21 protein-coding genes are annotated in these 22,815 nt (G+C 38.1%); 18 read left to right on the forward strand and 3 right to left on the reverse strand.

The window, feature by feature from the left end:
* Nucleotides 1-196 precede the first annotated feature (196 nt).
* The 8 genes from EYS08_RS00870 (at nucleotide 197) to EYS08_RS00905 (ending at nucleotide 9,821) form a co-directional block, all read left to right on the forward strand.
* Nucleotides 197-2,068: a CocE/NonD family hydrolase gene (locus EYS08_RS00870; protein ID WP_131027983.1), complete on the forward strand. Its 1,872-nt coding sequence runs from the start codon at nucleotides 197-199 to the stop codon at nucleotides 2,066-2,068.
* 175 nt (nucleotides 2,069-2,243) lie between these two features.
* On the forward strand, nucleotides 2,244-4,109 hold the full coding sequence (locus EYS08_RS00875) for a CocE/NonD family hydrolase (protein WP_131027984.1): 1,866 nt from the start codon (nucleotides 2,244-2,246) through the stop codon (nucleotides 4,107-4,109).
* A 73-nt stretch (nucleotides 4,110-4,182) separates the two neighbouring features.
* Complete coding sequence (locus tag EYS08_RS00880; RefSeq protein ID WP_131027985.1) at nucleotides 4,183-5,829, forward strand: M1 family metallopeptidase; 1,647 nt, start codon at nucleotides 4,183-4,185, stop codon at nucleotides 5,827-5,829.
* A gap of 238 nt (nucleotides 5,830-6,067) precedes the next feature.
* On the forward strand, nucleotides 6,068-6,799 hold the full coding sequence (locus tag EYS08_RS00885; RefSeq protein WP_131027986.1) for a head GIN domain-containing protein: 732 nt from the start codon (nucleotides 6,068-6,070) through the stop codon (nucleotides 6,797-6,799).
* 413 nt (nucleotides 6,800-7,212) lie between these two features.
* Nucleotides 7,213-8,085 (forward strand): DUF4261 domain-containing protein, encoded by an 873-nt coding sequence (locus tag EYS08_RS00890; protein WP_131027987.1) that lies wholly within the window; start codon nucleotides 7,213-7,215, stop codon nucleotides 8,083-8,085.
* 84 nt (nucleotides 8,086-8,169) lie between these two features.
* The gene (locus EYS08_RS00895; RefSeq protein ID WP_131027988.1) at nucleotides 8,170-8,616 is read left to right on the forward strand and encodes a DinB family protein; all 447 of its coding nucleotides are present in this window, start codon (nucleotides 8,170-8,172) and stop codon (nucleotides 8,614-8,616) included.
* Nucleotides 8,617-8,746: 130 nt separating this feature from the next.
* A complete protein-coding gene (locus tag EYS08_RS00900; protein WP_131027989.1) occupies nucleotides 8,747-9,016 on the forward strand; it encodes a hypothetical protein in 270 nt (89 codons plus the stop codon).
* Nucleotides 9,017-9,035: 19 nt separating this feature from the next.
* Nucleotides 9,036-9,821 (forward strand): aminoglycoside 6-adenylyltransferase, encoded by a 786-nt coding sequence (locus EYS08_RS00905; protein ID WP_131027990.1) that lies wholly within the window; start codon nucleotides 9,036-9,038, stop codon nucleotides 9,819-9,821.
* Between the two features lie 177 nt (nucleotides 9,822-9,998).
* On the opposite strand, the gene EYS08_RS00910 is transcribed toward EYS08_RS00905, so the two are convergent.
* On the reverse strand, nucleotides 9,999-10,889 hold the full coding sequence (locus EYS08_RS00910) for a hypothetical protein (protein ID WP_244215825.1): 891 nt from the start codon (nucleotides 10,887-10,889) through the stop codon (nucleotides 9,999-10,001).
* Between the two features lie 85 nt (nucleotides 10,890-10,974).
* A complete protein-coding gene (locus tag EYS08_RS00915) occupies nucleotides 10,975-11,682 on the reverse strand; it encodes a DUF2490 domain-containing protein (protein WP_131027991.1) in 708 nt (235 codons plus the stop codon).
* 131 nt (nucleotides 11,683-11,813) lie between these two features.
* Here EYS08_RS00915 and EYS08_RS00920 point away from each other — a divergent pair, with 131 nt between their 5' ends.
* From EYS08_RS00920 to EYS08_RS00945, 6 genes are all read left to right on the forward strand, one after another.
* The gene (locus EYS08_RS00920) at nucleotides 11,814-13,139 is read left to right on the forward strand and encodes a hypothetical protein (RefSeq protein ID WP_131027992.1); all 1,326 of its coding nucleotides are present in this window, start codon (nucleotides 11,814-11,816) and stop codon (nucleotides 13,137-13,139) included.
* 145 nt (nucleotides 13,140-13,284) lie between these two features.
* Nucleotides 13,285-14,478, forward strand: coding sequence for an enoyl-ACP reductase FabV (fabV, locus tag EYS08_RS00925; RefSeq protein ID WP_131028309.1), 1,194 nt, complete (start codon nucleotides 13,285-13,287; stop codon nucleotides 14,476-14,478).
* A 98-nt stretch (nucleotides 14,479-14,576) separates the two neighbouring features.
* Entirely contained in the window at nucleotides 14,577-15,116 is a 540-nt protein-coding gene (locus tag EYS08_RS00930) for a GNAT family N-acetyltransferase (protein WP_131027993.1), read from the forward strand.
* A gap of 434 nt (nucleotides 15,117-15,550) precedes the next feature.
* Nucleotides 15,551-16,003, forward strand: coding sequence for a cold-shock protein (locus tag EYS08_RS00935; protein ID WP_029277369.1), 453 nt, complete (start codon nucleotides 15,551-15,553; stop codon nucleotides 16,001-16,003).
* 583 nt (nucleotides 16,004-16,586) lie between these two features.
* Nucleotides 16,587-17,273, forward strand: a complete 687-nt coding sequence (locus tag EYS08_RS00940; protein ID WP_131027994.1) for an SIMPL domain-containing protein — start codon at nucleotides 16,587-16,589, stop codon at nucleotides 17,271-17,273.
* Between the two features lie 97 nt (nucleotides 17,274-17,370).
* A complete protein-coding gene (locus EYS08_RS00945; protein WP_131027995.1) occupies nucleotides 17,371-17,685 on the forward strand; it encodes a hypothetical protein in 315 nt (104 codons plus the stop codon).
* Nucleotides 17,686-17,792: 107 nt separating this feature from the next.
* Here EYS08_RS00945 and serS read toward each other — a convergent pair whose 3' ends face one another.
* Complete coding sequence (gene serS, locus EYS08_RS00950; protein ID WP_131027996.1) at nucleotides 17,793-19,064, reverse strand: serine--tRNA ligase; 1,272 nt, start codon at nucleotides 19,062-19,064, stop codon at nucleotides 17,793-17,795.
* 98 nt (nucleotides 19,065-19,162) lie between these two features.
* Here serS and rsmI point away from each other — a divergent pair, with 98 nt between their 5' ends.
* The 4 genes from rsmI (at nucleotide 19,163) to EYS08_RS00970 (ending at nucleotide 22,811) form a co-directional block, all read left to right on the forward strand.
* Nucleotides 19,163-19,876 (forward strand): 16S rRNA (cytidine(1402)-2'-O)-methyltransferase, encoded by a 714-nt coding sequence (gene rsmI / locus EYS08_RS00955; RefSeq protein WP_029277358.1) that lies wholly within the window; start codon nucleotides 19,163-19,165, stop codon nucleotides 19,874-19,876.
* A gap of 38 nt (nucleotides 19,877-19,914) precedes the next feature.
* Nucleotides 19,915-20,568, forward strand: a complete 654-nt coding sequence (locus tag EYS08_RS00960) for a PH domain-containing protein (protein WP_131027997.1) — start codon at nucleotides 19,915-19,917, stop codon at nucleotides 20,566-20,568.
* Nucleotides 20,569-20,697: 129 nt separating this feature from the next.
* Nucleotides 20,698-22,314: an apolipoprotein N-acyltransferase gene (lnt, locus tag EYS08_RS00965; RefSeq protein ID WP_131027998.1), complete on the forward strand. Its 1,617-nt coding sequence runs from the start codon at nucleotides 20,698-20,700 to the stop codon at nucleotides 22,312-22,314.
* Complete coding sequence (locus EYS08_RS00970) at nucleotides 22,299-22,811, forward strand: hypothetical protein (protein ID WP_131027999.1); 513 nt, start codon at nucleotides 22,299-22,301, stop codon at nucleotides 22,809-22,811. Before lnt ends, EYS08_RS00970 begins: the two co-directional genes overlap by 16 nt.
* Nucleotides 22,812-22,815 lie beyond the last annotated feature (4 nt).

The raw sequence follows: 22,815 nt of genomic DNA on the forward strand, positions 1-22,815 counted from the left end.
TTAAAAGATTACCCCTTAACATTATTTAACTAAATTTTGATAAAGTGATGACGAAGGCAGGGTTTAACAGCAAAATACCTCACAAATTTTCCATTTTATATAATTTCATCTTTGCTAACAAACCTTTTACGGGTTATTTTTTCTAATCAACCACGAATCACCTATATTTAAATTTTATTCCTAAAAACTAGCTTAAATGAACCTTACCAGAATTTTCAGTCTTCTATTTTGTCTGTTTATTTCTAATGAATTAATAGCCCAGCAAACCGATTCGGCATATGTTAGAGAAAACTACACCAAAATAGAACGCCAGATCCCCATGCGCGACGGTGTTAAACTCTTCACTTCCATTTATATACCCAAAAATCAAACCAAAAAATATCCGTTTTTAATTAACCGTACGCCCTATACCGTTGCGCCTTATGGTGAAGATAAATATAAGCTGAGTTTGGGTAATTTTCCGGCTATGATGCGTGAAGGATTTATTTTTGTATACCAGGATGTTAGGGGCCGGTGGATGAGTGAGGGCACTTTTGCCGATATCCGCCCTCAATTGGTTGGAAAAAAATCTAAAACAGCTATTGATGAAAGTACGGATACTTACGACACCATCGACTGGTTGGTTAAAAACGTGAAAGGCAACAATGGAAATGCAGGTATTTATGGCATTTCGTACCCTGGTTTTTATTCTACCACTTCATTGCCAAATGCACACCCTGCGCTAAAGGCGGTTTCGCCCCAGGCGCCAGTTACCGATTGGTTTATGGGTGATGATTTCCACCACCGTGGTACATTATTTCTAATGGATGCTTTTAGCTTTATGGGCAGTTTTGGCGTGCCGAGACCTAAACCGATTACACCAGATAAAGGACCTAAAGGTTTTCAGTTCCCCATTCAAGACAATTATCGTTTTTATTTGGAAGCCGGATCAGTTAAGAACCTAAAAGACAAATATTTTGCAGATAGTATTAAATTCTGGAATGATTTGTTTAAACACCCGAACCTGGACACCTTCTGGAATGCACGTTTAATTACCCCTCATTTAACCAATGTAAAACCTGCAGTGATGGTGGTGGGTGGCTTTTTCGATGCAGAAGATGCTTATGGAACTTTTGATACTTACAAAGCTATTGAGAAACAGAATCCTGGCGCCAATAATATCCTGGTTGCAGGGCCTTGGTTCCATGGAGGCTGGGTACGCAGTGATGGTTCTTACTTTGGCGATATCCCATTCGGCAAAACCACCAGTATCGATTACCAACAACAATACGAACTGCCTTTCTTTAAACATTATTTAAAGGGCGAAGGCGATTTTAATGCAGCAGAAGCGAATATTTTTGTAACAGGAAGTAACGAATGGAAAAAGTTCAAAACATGGCCTCCGCAAGAAGTAGAAAGCAAAAACCTGTATTTACAACCTAATGGTAAGCTCAGTTTCGAAAAAGTGGGCAGAACCGATAGCTGGGATGAATATGTGAGTGATCCGAATAACCCTGTGCCTTACCAGGATGGCATTCAGGCCAAACGTACCCGCGAGTACATGATCGATGACCAGCGTTTTGCTGCCCGCCGTCCGGATGTAAAAACTTACCAGACTGATGCTTTAACAGAAGATATTACCTTAACCGGCCCTGTTTTAGCCAACTTAGTGGTTTCTACTACAGGAACAGATGCCGATTATGTAGTTAAATTGATTGATGTTTATCCCGAGGATGCGCCAAATCCAGAGCCTAATCCTAAAAACCTGATTATGGGTGGTTACGAAATGCTGGTGCGCGGAGAAATTATGCGTGGAAAATACCGCAACAGTTTCGAAAAACCTGAACCTTTTGTTCCGGGTGCCATCACAAAAGTAAATTACCCTTTGCCCGATGTGGCGCATACTTTTAAAAAAGGCCATAAAATTATGATCCAGATTCAAAACTCATGGTTCCCTTTAGCTGATCGCAATCCACAGAAATTTATGGATATCTATCAGGCAGAGCCGCAGGATTTCCAAAAAGCTACACACAAAATTTATCACGATGTGCACAACTGTTCGTTTATTACTGTTTCGGTGTTGAAGTAAAAATTGGATTTTTAATCCCGCGGTTCGTCCTTCCCAACTTGATTGGGAATCGTAATGCTTTAAGATTCCCGCCTGCGCGGGAATGACGCCTGAGTTTAAAATAAATAGCAAATAACTAGGGCCTTGGTTCGTCATCACGAACCAAACACATAAACAACTAACTTATTCTAATAAAATGAAATACTTAAAACTAATGATTATCCTGCTTTCAGCATCTTCTACCTTTGCACAAAGTGATGCAGGATATCCAAAAGCCAATTACACTAAAAAAGAAGTTTATATCCCGATGCGCGATGGCACTAAACTTTTTACCGCCATCTACACACCTAAAGATGCAGCCAAGGATAAAAAATACCCAGTGATAATGCAACGTACCTGCTATAGCGTTGCCCCATATGGCGAAGATAAATTCCCTGCAAAATTAGGCCCGTCAGAATTGATGATGAAAGAGGGGTATATCATGGTGTATCAGGATGTGCGTGGTCGCTGGAAAAGTGAAGGCACATGGACCAATATGACCCCAGTTATCGATAATAAAAAAAGCAAAAAAGATGTTGATGAAGGTTCTGATACTTACGATACCATCGATTGGCTGGTTAAAAACGTAGCCAACAACAATGGCAAAGTTGGCCAATGGGGAATTTCTTATCCTGGCTTTTATACTGCTGCAGGGATTTTAAGTAATCACCCTGCTTTAAAAGCCTCATCACCACAAGCGCCGATTTCAGATTTCTTCTTTGATGATTTCCACCACAATGGATCATTTTTGCAAAGTTATTTCATGACCTTCCCAGTATTTGGTGTGCAAAAAACCGATACTACCTCTAAAGCCTGGTACAACAACCAGTTAATCCTTCCAAAAACAAAAGATGGTTATCAGTTTGCTTTAGATTTAGGCCCTTTAAGCAATGCAGACAAATATTACAAGGATAATTTCTTCTGGCAAGAAACCGTTAACCACCCAAACTACGATGAATTTTGGCAAAAACGTGGATTGTTGAAACATTACAATACCGTTAAACCTGCCGTGATGGTTGTTGGCGGATGGTACGATGCCGAAGATCTGGCTGGCCCGCTAAACATTTATAAAACCATCGAAAAGAAAAACCCTAATGCCTACAATACCATTGTGATGGGGCCATTTGGGCATGGAAGATGGAGCCGCGAAACCGGTCATACCATGCATAGCAATGTGTATTTCGGCGATAGCATTGCTACGTTCTACCAGAAAGAAATCGAAGCTAAATTTTTTAACCATTTTCTAAAAGGCAATGGCGATAAAAACTCTGGCTTGCCTGAAGCCTACATGTTCGATACGGGTAAAAAACAATGGGAAACTTTTGCTAAATGGCCGACAGAAAAGGCAACTAAACAAAAATTCTATCTTGGTGCCGATGGTAAACTCAGCATGACTGCACCTGGTACAGCTGGTTCAGTAAATTACATCAGCGATCCATTAAAGCCAGTTCCTTATACCGAAGATTTAACCACAACATTAGGCTTTACGCCACATAATTACATGAGTGAAGATCAACGTTTTGCAGGTAGGAGACCAGATGTTTTGGTATATCAAACCGATATATTGGATAACGATATTACCTTGGGAGGCGAAATTATGTCGCACCTTAAAATTGCAACCACGGGTACCGATGCAGATTTTATTGTTAAACTGATTGACGTTTACCCTGCCGATGAACCTAACAACCCTTACATGCCAAACAAAAATATCATTTTGAGCAATTACTGGCAAATGGTGCGTTCGGAAGTTATGCCTGCACGCTTTCGCAATAGTTTCGAAAAACCCGAAGCTTTGGTAGCCAACCAGAAAACGGATGTGAACTTCCAGCTACAGGATGTATTACACACCTTTAAAAAAGGACACCGGATTATGATCCAGGTGCAGAGCACAGCATTCCCTTTATTTGCTCGAAATCCACAAAAATTTGTAGAAAACCCATATAAAGCAACAGAAGCCGATTATATTAAAGCTACGCAAACTGTATTTAACGATAGTTTTATCGAAGTTGATGTGATAAAATAATGATAAGCTTACGCTCATTTATAACAAGCGTGCAATTACCAATCGTTTTTAACGATCAACAAAAACAGAACAAATGAAAAAGTTACTATTCATCCTTGCCATCAGCACTTCGGCTGTACAGGCCCAGATGCTCGGCAAAAACCAGGTAAACTCTAGGGCCGATAGCCTCCGCGGAACACTTACACCTTTGCGTACCTGCTACGATATTAATTATTACCACTTAGATGTTAAAATAGATATCGATCAAAAATCAGTTAGCGGAAGCAATGAATTTGCTTTTACCGCAACGCAAGATTTCACCAAATTGCAGTTCGATCTTTTTGATAACTTAAGAGTAGATAAAGTAGTATACAAAGGTGCCGATTTACCTTTTACCCGGGAATATAATGCGGTTTTTGTAACCTTCCCTAAAGCAGTTAAAAAAGGAAGTAAGGATAAATTCACGGTTTTTTATTCAGGAAATCCTTTGGTTGCAAAAACACCCCCTTGGGACGGCGGTTTTATCTTCAAAAAAGATGAAGCCGGCAATCCTTTTGTGTCTGTGGCCTGCCAGGGTTTAGGCGCAAGTGTATGGTGGCCGAATAAAGATCACCAGAGCGATGAGGTAGATAGTATGTTGATCAGCATTAGTGTTCCTAAAACTTTGCAGGAAATATCCAATGGAAGATTGAGAAATACTGTCGATAAACCCGATGGTTACAAGCAATACAATTGGTTTGTCGCAAATCCCATCAACAATTACGATGTAACCTTTTACATTGGCAGATACGCCCACTGGCAAGACAGTTATGATGGTGAAAATGGAAAGCTCAGCATCGATTACTGGGCTTTACAAACCGATAGTGCCAAAGCCCGCCCACATTGGGATGCCGATGTTAAACCCATGCTAAAATGTTTCGAATATTGGTTTGGCCCTTACCCATGGTACAAAGACGGCTACAAACTGGTTCAGGCACCACATTTAGGCATGGAACACCAAAGTGCAGTCGCTTATGGCAATCAATTTAAACCAGGTTATTTAGGCAAAGATTTAAGCGGTACCGGCCATGGCTTAAAGTGGGATTTCATCACCATCCATGAGAGTGGCCACGAATGGTTCGGCAATAACATCACTTCAAAAGATATCGCCGATATGTGGATTCACGAAGGTTTCACCAATTATTCGGAGGTATTGTTTACCGAATGTACCGAGAACAAAGCAGCTGCAAACGAGTATGTAATCGGATTACAGAAAATTATCCGTAATGATGTGCCAGTGATCGGTCCTTATGGTGTAAATAAAGAAGGCTCTGGCGATATGTATCCAAAAGGTGCAAATTTGATTAGTACCATTCGCCAGTTGATTAATAACGATGAAAAGTTCAGGCAGGTTCTTCGCGGGCTAAGCAAAACATTTTACCATCAAACGGTAACAACTGCTCAGATCGAAAATTACATAGCCAAACAAAGCGGACTTAAACTGGATAAAGTTTTCGATCAGTATTTACGTTTCACCAAAATTCCTATTTTAGAATATAAAATCAACAATGGCACTTTATCTTATCGCTGGGTAACCGATGTTAAAGGTTTTAATATGCCTGTGCGCGTAACATTAAAAACAGGCGCTTATACCTTGATCAAACCTACAAACGATTGGAAAACACTTAAAGTGGATGCCAGCATAAACAATGATAATTTCAAACATGATCCATTGTTTTATGTTAACCTAAAAAAAGGATAATAGTGATCTGCAGATTTTGGCGACCGTCATCCCCAACCCGATTGGGGATCTTAATGCAATAAGCTTTAAGATTCCCGCCTACGCGAGAATGACGAACGTTTTAATTATAATTTGCCAACCCGACTATAGTCGAAGCCCCCATAAAGAGAATTAAATTTCATCTTATGCAACTTTTCAACAAAATCATCGTCTTATAAGAAAAAGCTCATTATTCATCTAAAAAATAAAATCTAATACCATGAAAAAAGTATTTGCAATATTATTGGCATCCTTAACATTAACCTCTAGTATTAATGTAATTGCTAAAAATCAGATCAGCATCAACACTTCAAAAAATAACGGCGACAACAGAGACGTAAAAAACTTCAACGGAGTTGCTGCAGCAGGCCCCATAAACGTAATTGTAACTTTGGGCAATAGCGAAAGCTGTCGTTTAGAAGGCGATGCTGATGCATTGGCCTCAATTGTTACCGAAGTAAAAGGCAATGTCTTAGTTATCCGCCCGCAAACCAGTATTACCAGCTGGACTAGAAAATACGAAGGCAAAAAAATCACGGCTTATGTAACAGCAAAAGAGTTGGCTAGCTTAACCGTAAGTGGTGATGGCAACTTAAGCGTTAACGGAAAAATCAGCACAGGCAGCCTAACCACAACTGTAAGCGGTTCGGGAAGTATTAAAGCAACCGCCGATGTAGACAACTACAGTGGTGTGATTAGTGGTTCTGGTGCAATAAACATTACAGGCGGTGCAGATCATGCTAAAGTGGTAATCAGCAGCTCAGGTACCTTTGCCGGTAAATCTTTTTCTACAAAAACTTTAACCAGTACCATTAGTGGTTCAGGAACCGTAAACATCGCAGTAAGCGAAAGCATTAAAGCGGTAATCAGCGGATCAGGAAGCGTAAATTACTCTGGCAATCCAAGTGTCGATAAAACTGTTGTTGGCTCAGGTGGGGTGAGAAAAGTATAAATTAAAGCCCTTTAATAGGGAAACACCTGCAAGAAATTGTAGGTGTTTTTTTGGTAAGGGCTAAATTTCTAGCGCTATTTCCCAACGCGATCGTCATGCTGAACTTGTTTCAGCATCTTTTCTGAAAAAGATCTTCGGTCGGACAATGTGCTTTAACACCCTTTTATTTTTATTCGAAAAGCAGATAATTGCTACTATTAAGTGTTAGTCCCGCTACCATTTCAAGTCCTCATCCCGATAAAGGATCGGGCTTCCGGGCTTTCCATTTTATCGGGTTTGGGCACTCAGATCTGCAAAGGAAATCTAACCGTTACTTAAAGAAATTATAATTTTAATGTGGTGTTGGCAGTATTCATTTGTATATTTAAACCACGCTATAATCACAATACTAGCCATCAAAAACGTAATGTATAATGGGTTTATTCAACGTATTTAAAAAGAAAAACATTGTAGAAGAAAATGAACAGATAGCAGAAAATGACCCGTTGGAGAATTTCCCGGAACTGCTTAGCGCTAAGCTTTTATTCCTTGACAAACCCAACCTCAATAGCAATCAGATATTAACCGAGGTAAAAAAACATTTTGAAAATGTCGAGCATTCCTTCTCAGAAAACAGTCTCATTTTTTCATTCCCAGATCATCCCATTCAATTTGCGGATGCAACAATTCCGGTACAGTGCACCATAATGATACCTGATCAGGGCAAATCTGAGGTAGAACTTCCAGATGCCGCTTTTCAACAAAACTGGCACTGGCCTGAAGCCAATCAGATTGCTAAAAACTGCACTTATGAAATATTGGTAACTGATTTAATGTCGAGAACATTACCCTATAAAGAACGCTTAAATGTATTTATGGATTTCTTAGTCGCGGTGGTGAATATTACCCAACCAAGTGCTGTTTATTCATCTCCAGCACAAAAAATTTTAAATCCACTCAACATTGTAAGCACTTGGGAAACGGATAAAATACAGATGCTATATGTAATTTGCAATGTAAGGCTTTATAACATTAGCAATAATATAGATGACAAAGAATTGTTAATGGATACAGTTGGTCTTCATTCTATTGGACTGCCTGATTTTCAAATCAGGTTCTCGACAGCTGATGAAAATGAAATAGCTAATCTGTTATGGACATACGCTTATTATGCCTATGAATTTGGCGACATTATAGTTGACGGAAACACACTTGAAGGATTAAAAACTGGCTCAAAATGGAAATGTGAGAAACAATTTTCACTTGTGGGGCCCGAAAGAATTGTGGTAAATGTAACACCAGATTAACGATTCCAGCAACAGAAATCCTTTCTCGGCTTTAAACATTTATTCACCTAACAACATTTCAAATAATCCCTTAAGAATTCTCATATGCTTACCGAAACCTTAAAAACACTTTTCAACCGTGATTTAAACAAGCTAAAATCCGAAATTGGCTCGTATAAAAACGAAGCGAACTTATGGGTTATAAATAAAGAGATCGCAAATTCAGCTGGGAATCTTTGTCTGCACCTGATCGGAAACCTCAATACCTACATTGGCGCAACTCTAGGAGGCAGCAATTACATCCGAAAACGCGAATTGGAGTTTTCGCTAAAAGATATTCCAAAGCAGGAGCTTATCAACATGATTGAAGCAACCATAACCGTAGTTAACGAAACGCTGGGTAAAATAACCGATGAACAACTCAATAGTGAATACCCAATGTTAGTATTTCAGGAGAAAACATCAACCGAATTCTTCCTGGTTCACCTTACCACACATTTAGCCTATCACTTAGGGCAGATCAATTACCACCGAAGGTTATTGGATGCATAATTTATCCTCATTGTAAATAGAAGCCAAGCGTTTAGCGTCCGGCGTAAAGCGATCTACGCTAGATCATCAATTGCGAGGCAGATCAGAGGGGAGCAGAAGTAGTCTGCTTCGCAAAATAGAATATATGTAGATGAAAACCATAAAAGCAATCGTATACCTAACCGTCTTATTATTGATCATTTCTACTTTAGCAACATTAAAACTAGAGGCTGCATCTGACGGTTTTGATCAATATGGATTCCCATTAACTTTTTACGATAGTTTTTCTGGAAAATGCGATAATTGCTACCAGAATTTTGGTTTTAAACCGCTCAATCTGTTTTTGGATTTTTCATCCGCCTTTATTTGCGCCTATATAATGGTTAGGCTTAAAAGTACATTTAGTGAAAAACAGCATTAAAATAGTAGTTAAATTACCCATGATACAACAACTCTTTGCCCAAAACGCAACCAAAATATTAAAAAGCGATGAATCTGTTATTGGTTTAGCCGTGGGCGGCTCATGGCTCAGCAACGAAATCGACGAATTTTCAGACCTCGACCTCATTTTGGTTACCAAAGAAAAACGATCAACAGATAAATCGAAAATGCTGCAATATGCCAACCGCCTTGGCGATTTAATTTCTGCATTTACAGGAGAGCATGTTGGCGAGCCGCGCGTATTGATTTGCCTTTACGACAAGCCATTGCTCCATGTTGATATTAAGTTTTTAACCGTTGATGAATTTGCTTCTAGAGTAGAAAATCCTATGCTATTAATCGACAGAGACAATCAATTACAGCAAATTCTTGATCAAACTGAAGCTAAATTTCCCTACCCAGATTATCAATGGATTGAAGACCGTTTTTGGACCTGGATGCACTATGCCCTCTTAAAAATTGGGAGAGGTGAATATCTGGAAGCCTTAGATTTCTTCGGCTTTTTAAGGATGGTAGTGTTTGGTCCTCTATTGCACATCAAAAACAAAAACCTGCCACGAGGTGTGCGTAAAGTAGAATCGCAGCTCCCTTCCGAAGATTTTAACTTACTTAAGGGTACCATCGCCGAATACAATAAAACATCTTTAATTACTGCGTTAGAAAATGCGATAGCACTTTACAAAAACCTGAGAGGTCATCTTTATACTGCAAACATCAAGCATAACCCAAAAGCAGAAGATGCTGTAATGCAATATTTAGCCAAAATAAAAGATAGCCACTCATAATAAAAATTAGATATAACATTCTCGGTGTCTTTAGTGGTTCCGTGGCTATTGTTAATCAACAAGTAAAAAACAATAATCTGCGTACATCTTTTTAATCTGCGGGACAACTGTAGTGCACTACCGCTAACTGATTACACTTAAAACAAAAAAGGAGGCTTAAGCCTCCTTCCATATCTTTTAAAACTGAACCCCGATCAGCCACATATTTTCGATGTAGTTAATCTTCTGGCTAGCCTTGTCGTACTCATCCCAGCCAGTGGTATGCACATTGGTTAAATTGGTAGCGCCGAGCTTAGTGGTATTTTGTAGGTAAACGTTTTTCCACACATAAAACTTAAGTCCAACTTTAGCAGAAACACCATAACCTGAAATACTGAAGTGGTTATTTCTGCCCTGTCCGAACAAACGTACATCTGAACGCGGAACCATTAAACCACCACCTAAACCAGTTTCTAAGGTTAAGGAAGTATTGCCGCCCGGAGCCACCCAAATATCATCATAACGCTCAATTTCGATATTTGCATAATTAAAACCATCAGTATGCTCGTAGGTTAACATACTTTCTTTAACATTAATGCTTTGTCCGTTATAATCACCTGCCAAATTACCTGTAGGTGTATTGGTTGGTGAAATATTTGGTCCGATATGGCCAGTGATCGTTACGGTTTGTGGAATATCCATCACATATTTCATGTGGTCCCAGCCGATAGAAATGCTATAATTATCTTTTATAAAATAACCCACACGGATATTGTATTGTGGTACCGTAATCAGGCTAGGATTTAAATAGTCCCAGCTTAATTTAGATTGTCTGTCATGCGCAACAACATCCTTTAACGTAAAATCATAATTTGGCCCCTGAAAACGGATATCGCTTTTACCATACCAAGAGCTGTTGTATCCCCAGTGAAAAAAGAAATCGCCTTTACGCGAAAAATTCCTTTTATGCTCAGGATTGAATAAACTTTTTGAAGTTGGTGTATTATTGGTTGAAGAGGCTTTAATCTCTTGTGCCTGCATCCGCCTGCCAAACAAGAGTGCTAAAAATAGAATGGTAAATCTTTTCACGCGGCAAATTGAGCAAAAAGACCAATCATTTACAACATGTTTAACATTTTGCAGGAGTTGATGTACAAAAAATGACTTTAAAACATTAAAACCTGGTGTAAACAGCTAGCTGAATAATATTATTTACCGTATTATTTGAAACACCATGAGTAGCCTGGTTCATATACCCAGCTTCCAGATCAAACTGTTTCGAAAAGCGATAGCCCGCAGCAAGGTATAACCTGTTCTGATCGAAAACACTGTTGTTAATTTTATTTTTATTCTGAAGATTTAAAAACACTTCGTTCTGCAAAGCCACAAATGGCCCTTTTGTAAATGTTGGTTGAGTTTTTTGCAGCGGCTGGATCAACCTGAAAAAATAACGGAAACGTTGCGAAAAAACATCCTCGCCTGTACGGCCGATAAAACGTTGCTCGACTCTTAAACGGTGGCTGGCAAAAATTGATTTTATTTTGTGGCTATAAATGTACTGTTCAAATATGCGATGTTCGTGCAAAGTTAAATCAGGGGTTCCTTCTAGCTCAGTATGCGTAGTTTGCCACAAATACCCTAGGGCTACATTATGTTTGTTGTTAATAAAATATTGTAAAGCCGGGCGCACTAAAGTATTTCTCAAATAACCCCAATCATCAGCCGAACGTAGCTGAACATCGAACTGAAGCCCCCATTTATCATTAAATTTGGTGTTATTTAAAAACATAAACCAACCCGAATTTTGATGTTGGGTTTGCGCATAAAGCTTTCCAGATACCATGACGAGCAATACCACGGCAGATAATAATATTTTTTTCATAAGAGGAAACCGGTTTTATCTGTGTGGCGCTAAATTAAGAGAAAATGGACAAAGCAAATAATTTAACTTTAAATTAATCCTCAAAAAAGATGTTATACACTTATCTTTAAGTTTTATTCATTGAAAATCATATGCGTTTTCTTTTGGGAATTTTGTTACTCATGATTTTGACCGGAGCAAAGGCTCAAAACTTTACGGGTACCTGGGATTTTAAGTATCGTCCTTATCCTACGGCTTTACCAATTAATATGCAATTGAATATTGGCAAAGCAACTGAAAAGATGCTTTATCCAGCCAACTTAAAAATTACATATGGTGATTTTATATTTAGTTATGAGCTCTTGCTTGTTAAAAAAAACAGTACCCAACTGGGCATTGGTCGAAATAAATACCCGATAATAGAAACCCCTTTCAAAATTAAACAGTGGATGCCCTATCTAAATGGCGTACTTACGCTGAGTAAATCCAAAACCAGACAAGCACAATTGAGTTTGCAACGGATGTGGATCGATAACTTTGGGCTTTTTATGCGGGGTTTAGATGAGGGCGATGAAATTTACGAAAGCTCAAAAGTAAATATGAGGAATCTTTTATATCGCGAAAAGATTACCTTAATAAAAACAAATTCAACGCCCTGGACAAATCCTCATATTCCCAGGATAGTGGCTCCTACCGAGAAGAATAATATTTATTACGGCATTTACGATCCAATTACCACAAAAGATAGCGTTGTTACCCTGGCCATACAGGATGAAGAGCTTATAGATGCAGACACCATAACACTGATTCAAAATGGCAGGATGATTTTAAACAAACATGCCATTGATGAGAAAAAATTTAGCCATGAGCTACATTTAGATACTGGAATGAATACGCTTGCACTTTTTGCGGATAATTATGGTCGCAAGCCGCCAAATACTGGAAATTTGATTGTTAAAACAAGCGAAAACATGTATAGTTTTGATTTTTCAAACCGCTCAAATGCTTTTGCAACTTTTCTAGTGGCTAAGTTTTACAGCACATATTCAAAACCTACCTTATCAGATAATCAACCCATAGGCAATAAACCTGTAAAAATACAAAAGAAAAAAATTGCTCCAGAAAAACCCATCGACAGAAACACCGATGTTATTGCAAATATGCAAGTTGAAAACAAGCAGATAGAACTTGAAATTTGGGACGGCCAGGTAGAAGATGGAGATAGTGTATCTTTAAAACTTAATAACGAATGGGTCCATCAAAAAATTGCAGTTAAAAAAACATCCAAACGGTTTTATCTAACATTGCAACCAGGCAAAAACACTTTATTGTTTCGAGCAGATAATTTAGGAAGTGTTCCACCAAATACAGCTGTGCTTTGCATTTACTATGGCGATAAAACACGGACAGTTTACCTGGATACCGATATGAAGAGAGATAATATTCTAAATATAGAATTTAGACCTAAAACGAATTAAACAAATGTAAAAGCTTATTATTTAAAATTCATTTAGTCATAAACAATTAAAAATTTATCTTCGTTAAAGATTTGGGCATTAAGGCATTTTCAATATGCTTAAAATTGCACTTATTTTAACATTACAAAACGTAAATAGAACAAAAATGATTATTGAACCTAGAATGAGGGGCTTTATCTGTTTAACCGCACATCCTGATGGTTGCGCACAAAACGTAAAGAATCAAATTGAATATGTAAAATCTAAAGGAGCTATAGATGGTCCTAAAAAAGTATTGGTAATTGGTGCATCAACCGGTTTCGGTTTAGCTTCGCGTATTGCTGCTGCTTATGGGTCTGACGCTTCTACAATTGGCGTATTTTTCGAAAAGGCACCTTCTGAAGGCAAAACTGCATCACCAGGCTGGTACAATAGTGCAGCTTTTGAGAAAGAAGCCCATGCTGCCGGTTTATATGCAAAAAGCATTAACGGCGATGCTTTTTCTAAAGAAATTAAAGAAAAAACAATTGAATTGATCAAAGCTGATCTGGGCCAGGTTGATTTAATAATTTATAGCCTGGCATCGCCAGTGAGAAAACATCCTGATACGGAAGTGCTTCACCGCTCTACCTTAAAACCCATCGGTGGAACTTATACCAATAAAACCGTCGATTTCCATACCGGTAATGTGACCGAAATTTCTATCGAGCCCGCTACCGAAGAAGATATTGCCAATACCGTCGCTGTAATGGGTGGCGAAGATTGGGCAATGTGGATTGATGCTCTTAAAGCGGAAAACCTGCTTGCCGATGGTGCAACAACAGTAGCTTATTCATACATCGGCCCAGCATTAACCGAGCCGGTATACCGCAAAGGAACTATTGGAAGAGCTAAAGATGATCTAGAAGCAACTGCGTTTAAAATCAGCGATAAATTGAAAGATATTGATGGCAAAGCTTATGTATCGGTTAATAAAGCATTGGTAACACAGGCAAGTTCTGCTATTCCGGTAATCCCGTTATATATTTCATTGTTGTACAAAGTAATGAAAGCTGAAGGTGTACATGAGGGTACAATTGAGCAGATCCAACGTTTATATGCAGAACGCTTATATACCGGAAACTCTATTCCTGTTGATGAAAAAGGAAGAATCAGAATCGACGATTGGGAAATGCGTGAAGATATCCAGGCTAAAGTTGCAGAACTTTGGAAAGAAGCAACAACCGAAACTTTACCAGCAATAGGTGATTTACCAGGTTACAGATCTGATTTCTTAAGCTTATTCGGTTTCGAAATTGATAAGGTTGATTATCAAAAAGATGCCCAGGAAGTGGTAGAAATTGAAGGTTTGGTAAACTAACTATTCAGATGCGTCACACTGGACTTGTTCCAGGGGTCTCAAACAATAAATTATAAACGGCTGGCCCTTTAGCCAGCCGTTTTTACATTCAAAGCCATATGAATTTCGATTTACAGCCTACATTAACAAACGATTTAATTATAGTAGTTCCCTTAAAAGAAGAAGATTTTGAAGTCCTTTTTGCAGTAGCTTCCGATCCTTTGGTTTGGGAGCAGCATCCGAACAAAGACCGATATAAAAGAGAGGTTTTCGAAAATTTCTTTAAAGGTGCAATAGAATCGAAGGGTGCTTTTATCGTTTATGAAAAAGAAACCAATAAAGTAGTGGGCAGTTCCAGATACTACGAATTGGATGAAACAGAGCATTCTGTTGCTGTTGGCTACACTTTTATTGCCCGCGAGTTTTGGGGAAAGGGCCATAATAAGGCTTTAAAAACTTTAATGTTTGATTATGCTTTTCAATTTGTAGATAAAGTAATCTTACATATCGGTGCTACTAATTTCCGTTCACAAAAAGCGATAGAAAAATTAGACGCCGTTAAAATCGCTGAATTAGAGGTAGCATATTACGGTGAACCCTTAAAATGGAATTTTGTTTATCAGGTGGATAAAGATAAGTGGGTTAATAAACTATCTTAAAGCTTTAACCACTGATTTTTACAGAAAGAGTCTGCCACCGAAACCACGGAAAAGGTATAAGCATTCAATCGTCCTCGTTTGTAACGAGGATGACCGAGATTTGCATTTGTTATGCATAAGCAGCTAATTAATAGCAGGTTTTAACCACAGATTTTCACAGATCAACACAGATACTATATCCTCCTGATCTGTGCTCATCCACTTCATCTGTGGTAAAAAGAAAAAACTAGTGGCGGCAAAGACACTTAAATTAGAAAAAAATTAATTCCGTGTAAATCTGTGTTTCCATGGCAAACACATTTATAATCATCTGTGGTTCGCATCCAAATGACAAGAGCATAACCGAATAAAATCGTGTTTATGCTTTAGTATTGTTATCTTTGTATAATTCTCCATTCCACTCACCTTTCAAAACAAAAACAATTAAATAAAATATGGCTAAATCTCAGGCAACATACAGTAAAAAAGAGAACGAAAAAAAACGATTAAAAAAACAAAAAGACAAACAAGAGAAAAAAGAAGAGCGTCAGGCTAATGCAAAAAAAGGTTTAGCGCTTGAAGATATGATGGCTTATGTTGATGAAAACGGAAACATCTCTTCTACTCCACCAGATCCGAAGAAAAAGAAAGTAATTAATACAGAAGATATTCAGATCGGTATTTCAAGACAAGAGGACATCATTGATGAAAATCCTGTTAAAAAAGGAACAGTTACTTTCTTTAACGACAGTAAAGGTTACGGTTTTATTAAAAACACTGAAACACAAGACAGTATTTTTGTTCACGCAAACGGTTTAATCACCCAGATTAAAGAAGGTGATAAAGTTACGTTCGAAGTAGAAATGGGTCAAAAAGGGCCAACTGCTGTTAAAGTATCAAAGGTTTAACAACCACAATTCAATTCTTTTTGCAATTCCTAATTGCAAAACATGATTAAAATTCTGCAGAAAACTCTGCTGCGCTAGGTTTTATAACCATTTATAATTCCGTCTATTTAAGCATAAAACCTTGCGCATAATTTTACTCTCATTCTATTTATTTTAGAAAATCAGGTTTCAATGCACATTGGCCAATTCGGTCCCGCCGTCGCTATTAGTCCTCATTTCGCTGCACTTTCATTCCGGGCTATCCGCTTTGTCGGGTTTAGGTGGCTAGAACAATAGCTTTTTTTAATGGATAAATACCTGAATGAATATTTCATGATAAAAGAACAATATTTTTCAGGTTAAAAATTATTGCAGTCGCAATTGCTAACGTTTGATAGATTTTTTCGATAGTAGCATAATCCTTTGTTAATAAACCCGATAACAACGGTAGCCCCCGATTTTTCTTCGGGCTAAAATGTATAGCGGGACAGGTTTAGTGCTGAAATACTGATGCTCATTTCCAAAAAAATAAAAAAAATGATAATCTCGGTGTGGAATTTGTGCACGGTTTACATCATTACAGTACACACAAAGAAAATAAATTATGAAAAAGTTAATAGCACTTGCACTGGTTGCATTTTTAGGATTATCATCAGCGATGGCTCAACAAGTAGATTTACGTAGAAAAATTAACGTTAGCGGAACCGCAGAAACAGAAGTAACACCAGATATTATTTATATCGGCATTTCGCTTAAAGAATATTTGAACGGAAAGAAAAAAGTAGACATTACCGAGTTAGAGAAACAATTATTTGCAGCGGTACAAAAAGCGGGCATTGCAAAAGAAAATTTAACCATCAACAACTTAAGTAGCTGGAACTATGCTACAGAAAAAAAGAAAAACCCCGATTTCTTAGCCAGCAAACAATACCGCTTAAAAGTTAGCGATCTGAACAAGTTTAATGCAATATTAGAGTCGATAGATGCCAAAGGAATCGCTAATACGAATATTGAAAGCTACGATTACTCTAAAATTGAAACCATAAAAAAAGAGCTTAAAATTAAAGCTTTATTGGCAGCAAAAGAGAAAGCAGCTTACATGGTTGAGGCTTTAGGCGATAAATTAGGTGGTGTAATTGAGATACAAGATGGTGGAGACAATGTAATACAACCTGTTTACAGAAATTATGCGATAAAAGCAGAAATGGCTGATGCCGCTGGCGCTCCAGAAATCGATTTCAAAAAAATTAAACTGAATTTCACAGTAAATGCCATTTTCGAGATCAAATAAGATTTTTAACAGTTAAATCAATGCATTTTAAAACCTACCAGAACATTTTGGTAGGTTTTTTGTTACGTAGAGGTCGAACACTAAAAAATTAGATATTATGAAAAAATTCATCTACACGTTAGCCTTGGTTTTCTCTCTAGGCATTAGTTTTAATTCAGCTCAGGCAGCTGATAAACCTGCGAAACACCCAACAGAATTAACTGCAGAACAAGCAGTAAAACTGGAAAGAATTAAAACCCGTGTTGAAGAGATCAGAGACATGGACAAATCGAACTTAACAAGAGCAGAACGTAAAGCTTTACGTAGCGAGTTAAGAGAATTAAAAGGTCAGGCCCGCGCAGTTTCTGGAGGTGTTTACCTTTCAGTTGGTGCAATCATTATCATCATTTTATTGTTGATCTTGATTTTATAATCAATACAGCATTACATCTATCTATATAAAAAACAAAAAGCTTTGCATTGCTGCAAAGCTTTTTTTATGCCCTCACCCTTTTAACAGTTACTATAATAGGGTGAGGTTTAATCAATAATATCAAAACCGGTATACTTCACTAAAGCCTCCGGAATTTTAATTCCGTCTTCAGTTTGGTAGTTTTCCAAAATAGATGCCACAATACGTGGTAATGCCAATGCGCTTCCGTTTAATGAGTGAGCCAGTTGTGCCTTACCTTCTTTTCCTTTAAAGCGTAATTTCAAACGGTTACTCTGATACGTTTCAAAATTTGAAACAGAAGAAACTTCTAACCAACGCTCTTGCGCAGCACTCCACACCTCCATGTCATAAGTCATGGCAGAAGTAAAGCCCATATCGCCACCGCATAAACGCAATACGCGGTAATGTAATCCCAGCTCCTTCAATAAAGATTGAACGTATTGGCTCATATCTTCTAAGGTTTCGTAAGATTTATCAGGATGGGTAATCTGCACTACTTCAACCTTATCAAACTGGTGTAAACGGTTTAAACCACGTACGTGCGCTCCGTAAGAACCTGCTTCTCTACGGAAGCAAGGCGTATAAGCGGTATTTTTAATCGGAAGATCTTCTTCCTTAACAATTACATCACGGTATAAATTGGTTACCGGAACTTCGGCTGTTGGAATTAAATATAAATCATCAACAGTTGAATGATACATCTGTCCTTCTTTATCGGGTAACTGTCCGGTGCCAAAACCCGAGGCCGAATTAACCAAATGAGGTACCTGCATTTCTTTATAACCTGCTTCAGTAGCATGATCTAAAAAGAAATTAATCAAGGCACGTTGTAACTTTGCGCCTTTTCCTTTATATACCGGAAAACCAGCACCGGTAATTTTTACACCCAGTTCGAAATCGATAATATCATATTTCGCAGCCAATTCCCAGTGCGGCAAAGCCTTGTTAGGTAATTTAGCAGGCTCGCCATGCGTTAGAACAACCTCGTTTTCTTCTGCCGTAGATCCTTGCTTTACCAAATGGTAAGGTAGATTTGGCAACTGAACAATTAAATTGTGTTGAGCTGCTTCCAGCTCATTTAATTTATCGCTCAGGTTTTTGATATTTTCCTTATGAGAAGCCGTTTGTGCTTTAATCTCCTCGGCTTCTTCTTTTTTGCCAGTACGCATTAAATCGCCAATTTGTTTGGCAGCTGCATTCGCCTCAGCAGAAATACTATCCAAGGAAGTTTGTGTAGAACGGCGGTCCTCATCAATTTTAATGATTTCATCTACCAGTTCTGGCTGTTTAAAATTACGGATACTTAAACGTTCTAAAACTTTCTCTCTATTTTCGCGGATATAGTTAACTTGCAGCATTATTTAATTTTTTAAGCAAAGATAGCAAGAGTTTGGAGTTTGGGGTAAGGAGTTTGGAAAAAACTGTAAACCGTTAACTGTAAACTGCAAACCGAAATATGGATGGCAAACTATTTCTCGTACCAACGCCCATAGGCAATTTGGAGGATATGACCTTTAGGGCGATCCGTATATTAAAAGAATGTGATTTAATCCTCGCGGAAGATACCCGTACCAGTGCCCCGATGCTTAAACACTTTGGCATCGATAAAAGGGTTTTTTCACACCACCAGCATAATGAGCATAAGGCCACTTCCGAAATCATCAAGTTTTTAAATGAAGGGCAAAAAATTGCCTTAATTTCTGATGCGGGAACACCTGCCATTTCCGATCCTGGTTTTTTCCTGGTACGCGAAGCCATTAAAAACGATATTGCAGTAGAGTGCCTGCCTGGCGCAACGGCTTTTGTGCCTGCTTTGGTTAACTCAGGCTTACCTGCTGATGCATTCTGTTTCGAAGGTTTTTTACCGGTTAAAAAAGGCAGACAAACAAAGTTCAAAAAATTGGCGGAAGAAGACCGCACCATTATACTTTATGAAAGTCCACACCGTTTATTAAAAACTTTAGAGGAATTTGCACAGTATCTGGGTGCCGATAGGCAGGCATCGGTAAGTAGAGAACTAACCAAGATGTTCGAAGAAACGGTTCGTGGAACTTTAGTGGAAATAAAATCACATTTTGAAAACAATACTTTAAAAGGAGAATTTGTAATTTGCATAGCGGGGAAACCCAACATTAAAAGCAAAAACAAATATGAAGATGCTGAAGAGTAGCATCAAAAACGTACCCAACGCAACAATTTAAAAATATTATGATTAGTATAGATAGATTTCTGAGTGACGAGCAAGACCCAAAAGCGGTTGAAAAAGTTATTGGAAAATTAAACGACCTTTTAACAGCAGGCGAAGAACTTTTATATTTAGCCGTACAGAAAAAACCAGCGGTAAACTTGTTGCCGGATAGCATCGCGATTTCGAACAAGCGTATTTTTTATTGCGAGCCAGGTAATTTAGGCTTAACCATGAACTTTAAAGATATTTCCTGGAAAAGCATTAAAGAGGTTTCGTTTAAGGAAGAATTTTTTGGTTCTAAATTTATCTGTGTACCACAACATGGCGAAAACATCGTAACCGAATTTATTCCGAAAGTACAGGCGCGTAAATTGCATCAGGCTGCAAACCAGCAACTGGATGAGTATAAGGAAATGCTCCGTCAGCAAAAACTGGAAGAAAACCGTGCAACGGCCTCTCCCATCAATTTAAATGCTCAGCCTCTTGCCGAAATCCCTGCTTACGAACCAGCTCCTGAGCCAGTACAACCCGTTATTCAGATCGCTGAAGTTGTAGAAGAGCCAGAAGACGAAACTACATTAAAATTACGCAAGCTTAAAACTTTGTATGATAAACACCTGATTACTCAGGAAGAATACGAAGCTAAAAAAGCAAATATTTTAGATAGTTTGTAAGTAAACCCCTGTCATGCTGAGGCACGAAGCATCTTTAACACAACCGTACTGCACTTATGTTAACAAAAACAAGGTCAGTTTTCTGTCGCATAGAGATTCTTCCTGCGTCAGAATGACAAGTAATCTTATATGAAATCTAAACAAACTTACCTCCTCGCCCTCTTAAGTGCATTTTTACTCTGGCTAGCCTGGCCACCAATCCCTTTTACCACACCTTTGTTGTTGATCGGCCTGGTACCTTTATTCATTGCACTCAATTCTATTTCAGGCTATGCGGAAAAAAAGCAGGGAAAAAGAATCTTCTTGACTGCAGGTTTAACTTTTTTAGTTTGGAATACGGCATCAATTTATTGGGTGTACAATGCTATAAGTGCTTACAACGGCCCAGCGGTGGCGCTCCCCGTCTCTTTAATCCCTTATGGATTAGGTGCACTTTTAATGACTTTTGCTTTCTGGTTATACTATCGATTGGGCAAATACGTAAATAAAAAAATCGCGTACCTTGGATTAATTGCCTTTTATATCGCTTTAGAATATTTGCAGCAAACCTGGGATTTAGCATTCCCTTGGATGACTCTGGGTAATGGTTTAGCAGGAATGCATCAGCTGGCGCAATGGTATGATTATACTGGTGTTTACGGAGGTTCGCTGTGGGTTTTAGTGAGCAATATCCTAGCTTTTGAAGCCTACAAGAAATTTAAATCACAAACAGGTTATTTAAGGTTTAGAACTGCAGGAATCTGGGCTTTGGTGGTAATTATTCCCATCGGCATTTCATTAGCCAAATACTTTACGGCAGAACAGAAAGGTACACCGAGTAATGTTGTGGTGGTTCAGCCCAATATCGATCCATACCAGAAACTAGAAAATATTCCATCAGCCGAACAGATCAGGATATTGACACATCTATCAGACTCTGTTGGGCAAACCAATACAGAATATTTTATCTGGCCAGAAACCGCCATTCCAAATTATGCAGATGAGGATAGAATCCGGAACAATCCTGATTTCATCAACCTACAAAGCTTTTTGGCGAAGTACAAAAATGGAACATTAATTACAGGGATAGAAAGTATTAAAATCTATCCTGACAAAAAAACGATAACAGCTAAATTTGACAATCAGCAAAGCCTTTATTTCGACAATTTCAATACAGCCATGCAGGTAGAAAATTCTGCCAATGTTCAATTTTACCATAAATCTAAGCTGGTACCAGGGGTAGAGAAAATGCCTTTCCCAAAAGTATTTTCATTTTTAGATGGTGTTTTTGCACAATTGGGTGGAACAGTTGGTGGTTGGGGTTGGCAGGAAAAACCAAGTGTACTTTATGCACAAAGTGGCATTGGCGCTGCTCCAGTGGTTTGTTACGAAAGTTTATGGGGGGATTGGATCGGAGAACAGGTTAAAGACGGTGCTCAATTTATTGCTATTATTACGAATGATGGCTGGTGGGGAAATACCTCTGGTAAAGACCAGCACATGATGTACGCTAAACTGAGAGCGATTGAAACCCACCGTGATGTTGCCCGTTCTGCAAATACGGGTATATCTTGTTTCATTAATCAACGTGGCGACATCACGCAAAGCACCAAATGGTGGACAAGGACAGCAATAAAGGCCAACATTAACCTAAACGACGAGATTACCTTTTATGTAAAAAGCGGTGATATTATAGCAAAAACATTGAGTGTTTTTGCCGTTATCTTAGCCTTGATTATTCCTTATAGAAAATGGGTAAAGAAATAAAAATACTCGTTTGTTTTCTGTTCTTATTTAGTGGATTTCAAGTTAAAGCTCAATTTTATTTAGATAGTTTAAATAAACAATCAAATGAGATGTTAGTCGCCTATAAAAATAATGACTATCAAACTTTATTTAAATATACACATCCAAAAGTTATTGTGCTTATGGGCGGGATTGACTCTGCAAAAGCAGTCCTTAGAAAGGCCTTGAACTTCGTTGCAGATAAAGGTGTATCTTATATCAATATTAATACCGGAACTCCTCAACAAATACTTAGGTCACCACAGATAGTTCAATGTATACTACCGCAGATTTCTGAAGTAAAAATTAAAGATAAAAAAGCTAAAGCTATAAATTATCTCCTTTGCATATCTTACAACTCCGGTAAAAACTGGTATTTCATAAATGCCGATAAGGAAAAAGAAGCATATCTTAAAAAACTAATACCGGAGATAAGTAAGGAATTAATGATTCCAGAGATGGAATTAACATATCTGTAAACTT

It is taken from the genome of Pedobacter kyonggii, assembly GCF_004310665.1.
GTDB lineage: Bacteria > Bacteroidota > Bacteroidia > Sphingobacteriales > Sphingobacteriaceae > Pedobacter > Pedobacter kyonggii.

What these genes read in the sequence shown, in the direction of transcription:
- EYS08_RS00935 (WP_029277369.1), top strand. Translation starts at nt 15,551, where the DNA reads ATGGCTAAATCTCAGGCAACATACAGTAAAAAAGAGAACGAAAAAAAA.
- lnt (WP_131027998.1), top strand. Translation starts at nt 20,698, where the DNA reads ATGAAATCTAAACAAACTTACCTCCTCGCCCTCTTAAGTGCATTTTTA.
- serS (WP_131027996.1), bottom strand. Translation starts at nt 19,064, where the DNA reads ATGCTGCAAGTTAACTATATCCGCGAAAATAGAGAGAAAGTTTTAGAA.
- EYS08_RS00895 (WP_131027988.1), top strand. Translation starts at nt 8,170, where the DNA reads ATGCTTACCGAAACCTTAAAAACACTTTTCAACCGTGATTTAAACAAG.
- EYS08_RS00880 (WP_131027985.1), top strand. Translation starts at nt 4,183, where the DNA reads ATGAAAAAGTTACTATTCATCCTTGCCATCAGCACTTCGGCTGTACAG.
- EYS08_RS00940 (WP_131027994.1), top strand. Translation starts at nt 16,587, where the DNA reads ATGAAAAAGTTAATAGCACTTGCACTGGTTGCATTTTTAGGATTATCA.
- EYS08_RS00970 (WP_131027999.1), top strand. Translation starts at nt 22,299, where the DNA reads ATGGGTAAAGAAATAAAAATACTCGTTTGTTTTCTGTTCTTATTTAGT.
- EYS08_RS00945 (WP_131027995.1), top strand. Translation starts at nt 17,371, where the DNA reads ATGAAAAAATTCATCTACACGTTAGCCTTGGTTTTCTCTCTAGGCATT.
- rsmI (WP_029277358.1), top strand. Translation starts at nt 19,163, where the DNA reads ATGGATGGCAAACTATTTCTCGTACCAACGCCCATAGGCAATTTGGAG.
- EYS08_RS00905 (WP_131027990.1), top strand. Translation starts at nt 9,036, where the DNA reads ATGATACAACAACTCTTTGCCCAAAACGCAACCAAAATATTAAAAAGC.
- EYS08_RS00875 (WP_131027984.1), top strand. Translation starts at nt 2,244, where the DNA reads ATGAAATACTTAAAACTAATGATTATCCTGCTTTCAGCATCTTCTACC.
- EYS08_RS00960 (WP_131027997.1), top strand. Translation starts at nt 19,915, where the DNA reads ATGATTAGTATAGATAGATTTCTGAGTGACGAGCAAGACCCAAAAGCG.
- EYS08_RS00900 (WP_131027989.1), top strand. Translation starts at nt 8,747, where the DNA reads ATGAAAACCATAAAAGCAATCGTATACCTAACCGTCTTATTATTGATC.
- EYS08_RS00885 (WP_131027986.1), top strand. Translation starts at nt 6,068, where the DNA reads ATGAAAAAAGTATTTGCAATATTATTGGCATCCTTAACATTAACCTCT.
- EYS08_RS00870 (WP_131027983.1), top strand. Translation starts at nt 197, where the DNA reads ATGAACCTTACCAGAATTTTCAGTCTTCTATTTTGTCTGTTTATTTCT.
- EYS08_RS00920 (WP_131027992.1), top strand. Translation starts at nt 11,814, where the DNA reads ATGCGTTTTCTTTTGGGAATTTTGTTACTCATGATTTTGACCGGAGCA.
- fabV (WP_131028309.1), top strand. Translation starts at nt 13,285, where the DNA reads ATGATTATTGAACCTAGAATGAGGGGCTTTATCTGTTTAACCGCACAT.
- EYS08_RS00930 (WP_131027993.1), top strand. Translation starts at nt 14,577, where the DNA reads ATGAATTTCGATTTACAGCCTACATTAACAAACGATTTAATTATAGTA.
- EYS08_RS00915 (WP_131027991.1), bottom strand. Translation starts at nt 11,682, where the DNA reads ATGAAAAAAATATTATTATCTGCCGTGGTATTGCTCGTCATGGTATCT.
- EYS08_RS00890 (WP_131027987.1), top strand. Translation starts at nt 7,213, where the DNA reads ATGGGTTTATTCAACGTATTTAAAAAGAAAAACATTGTAGAAGAAAAT.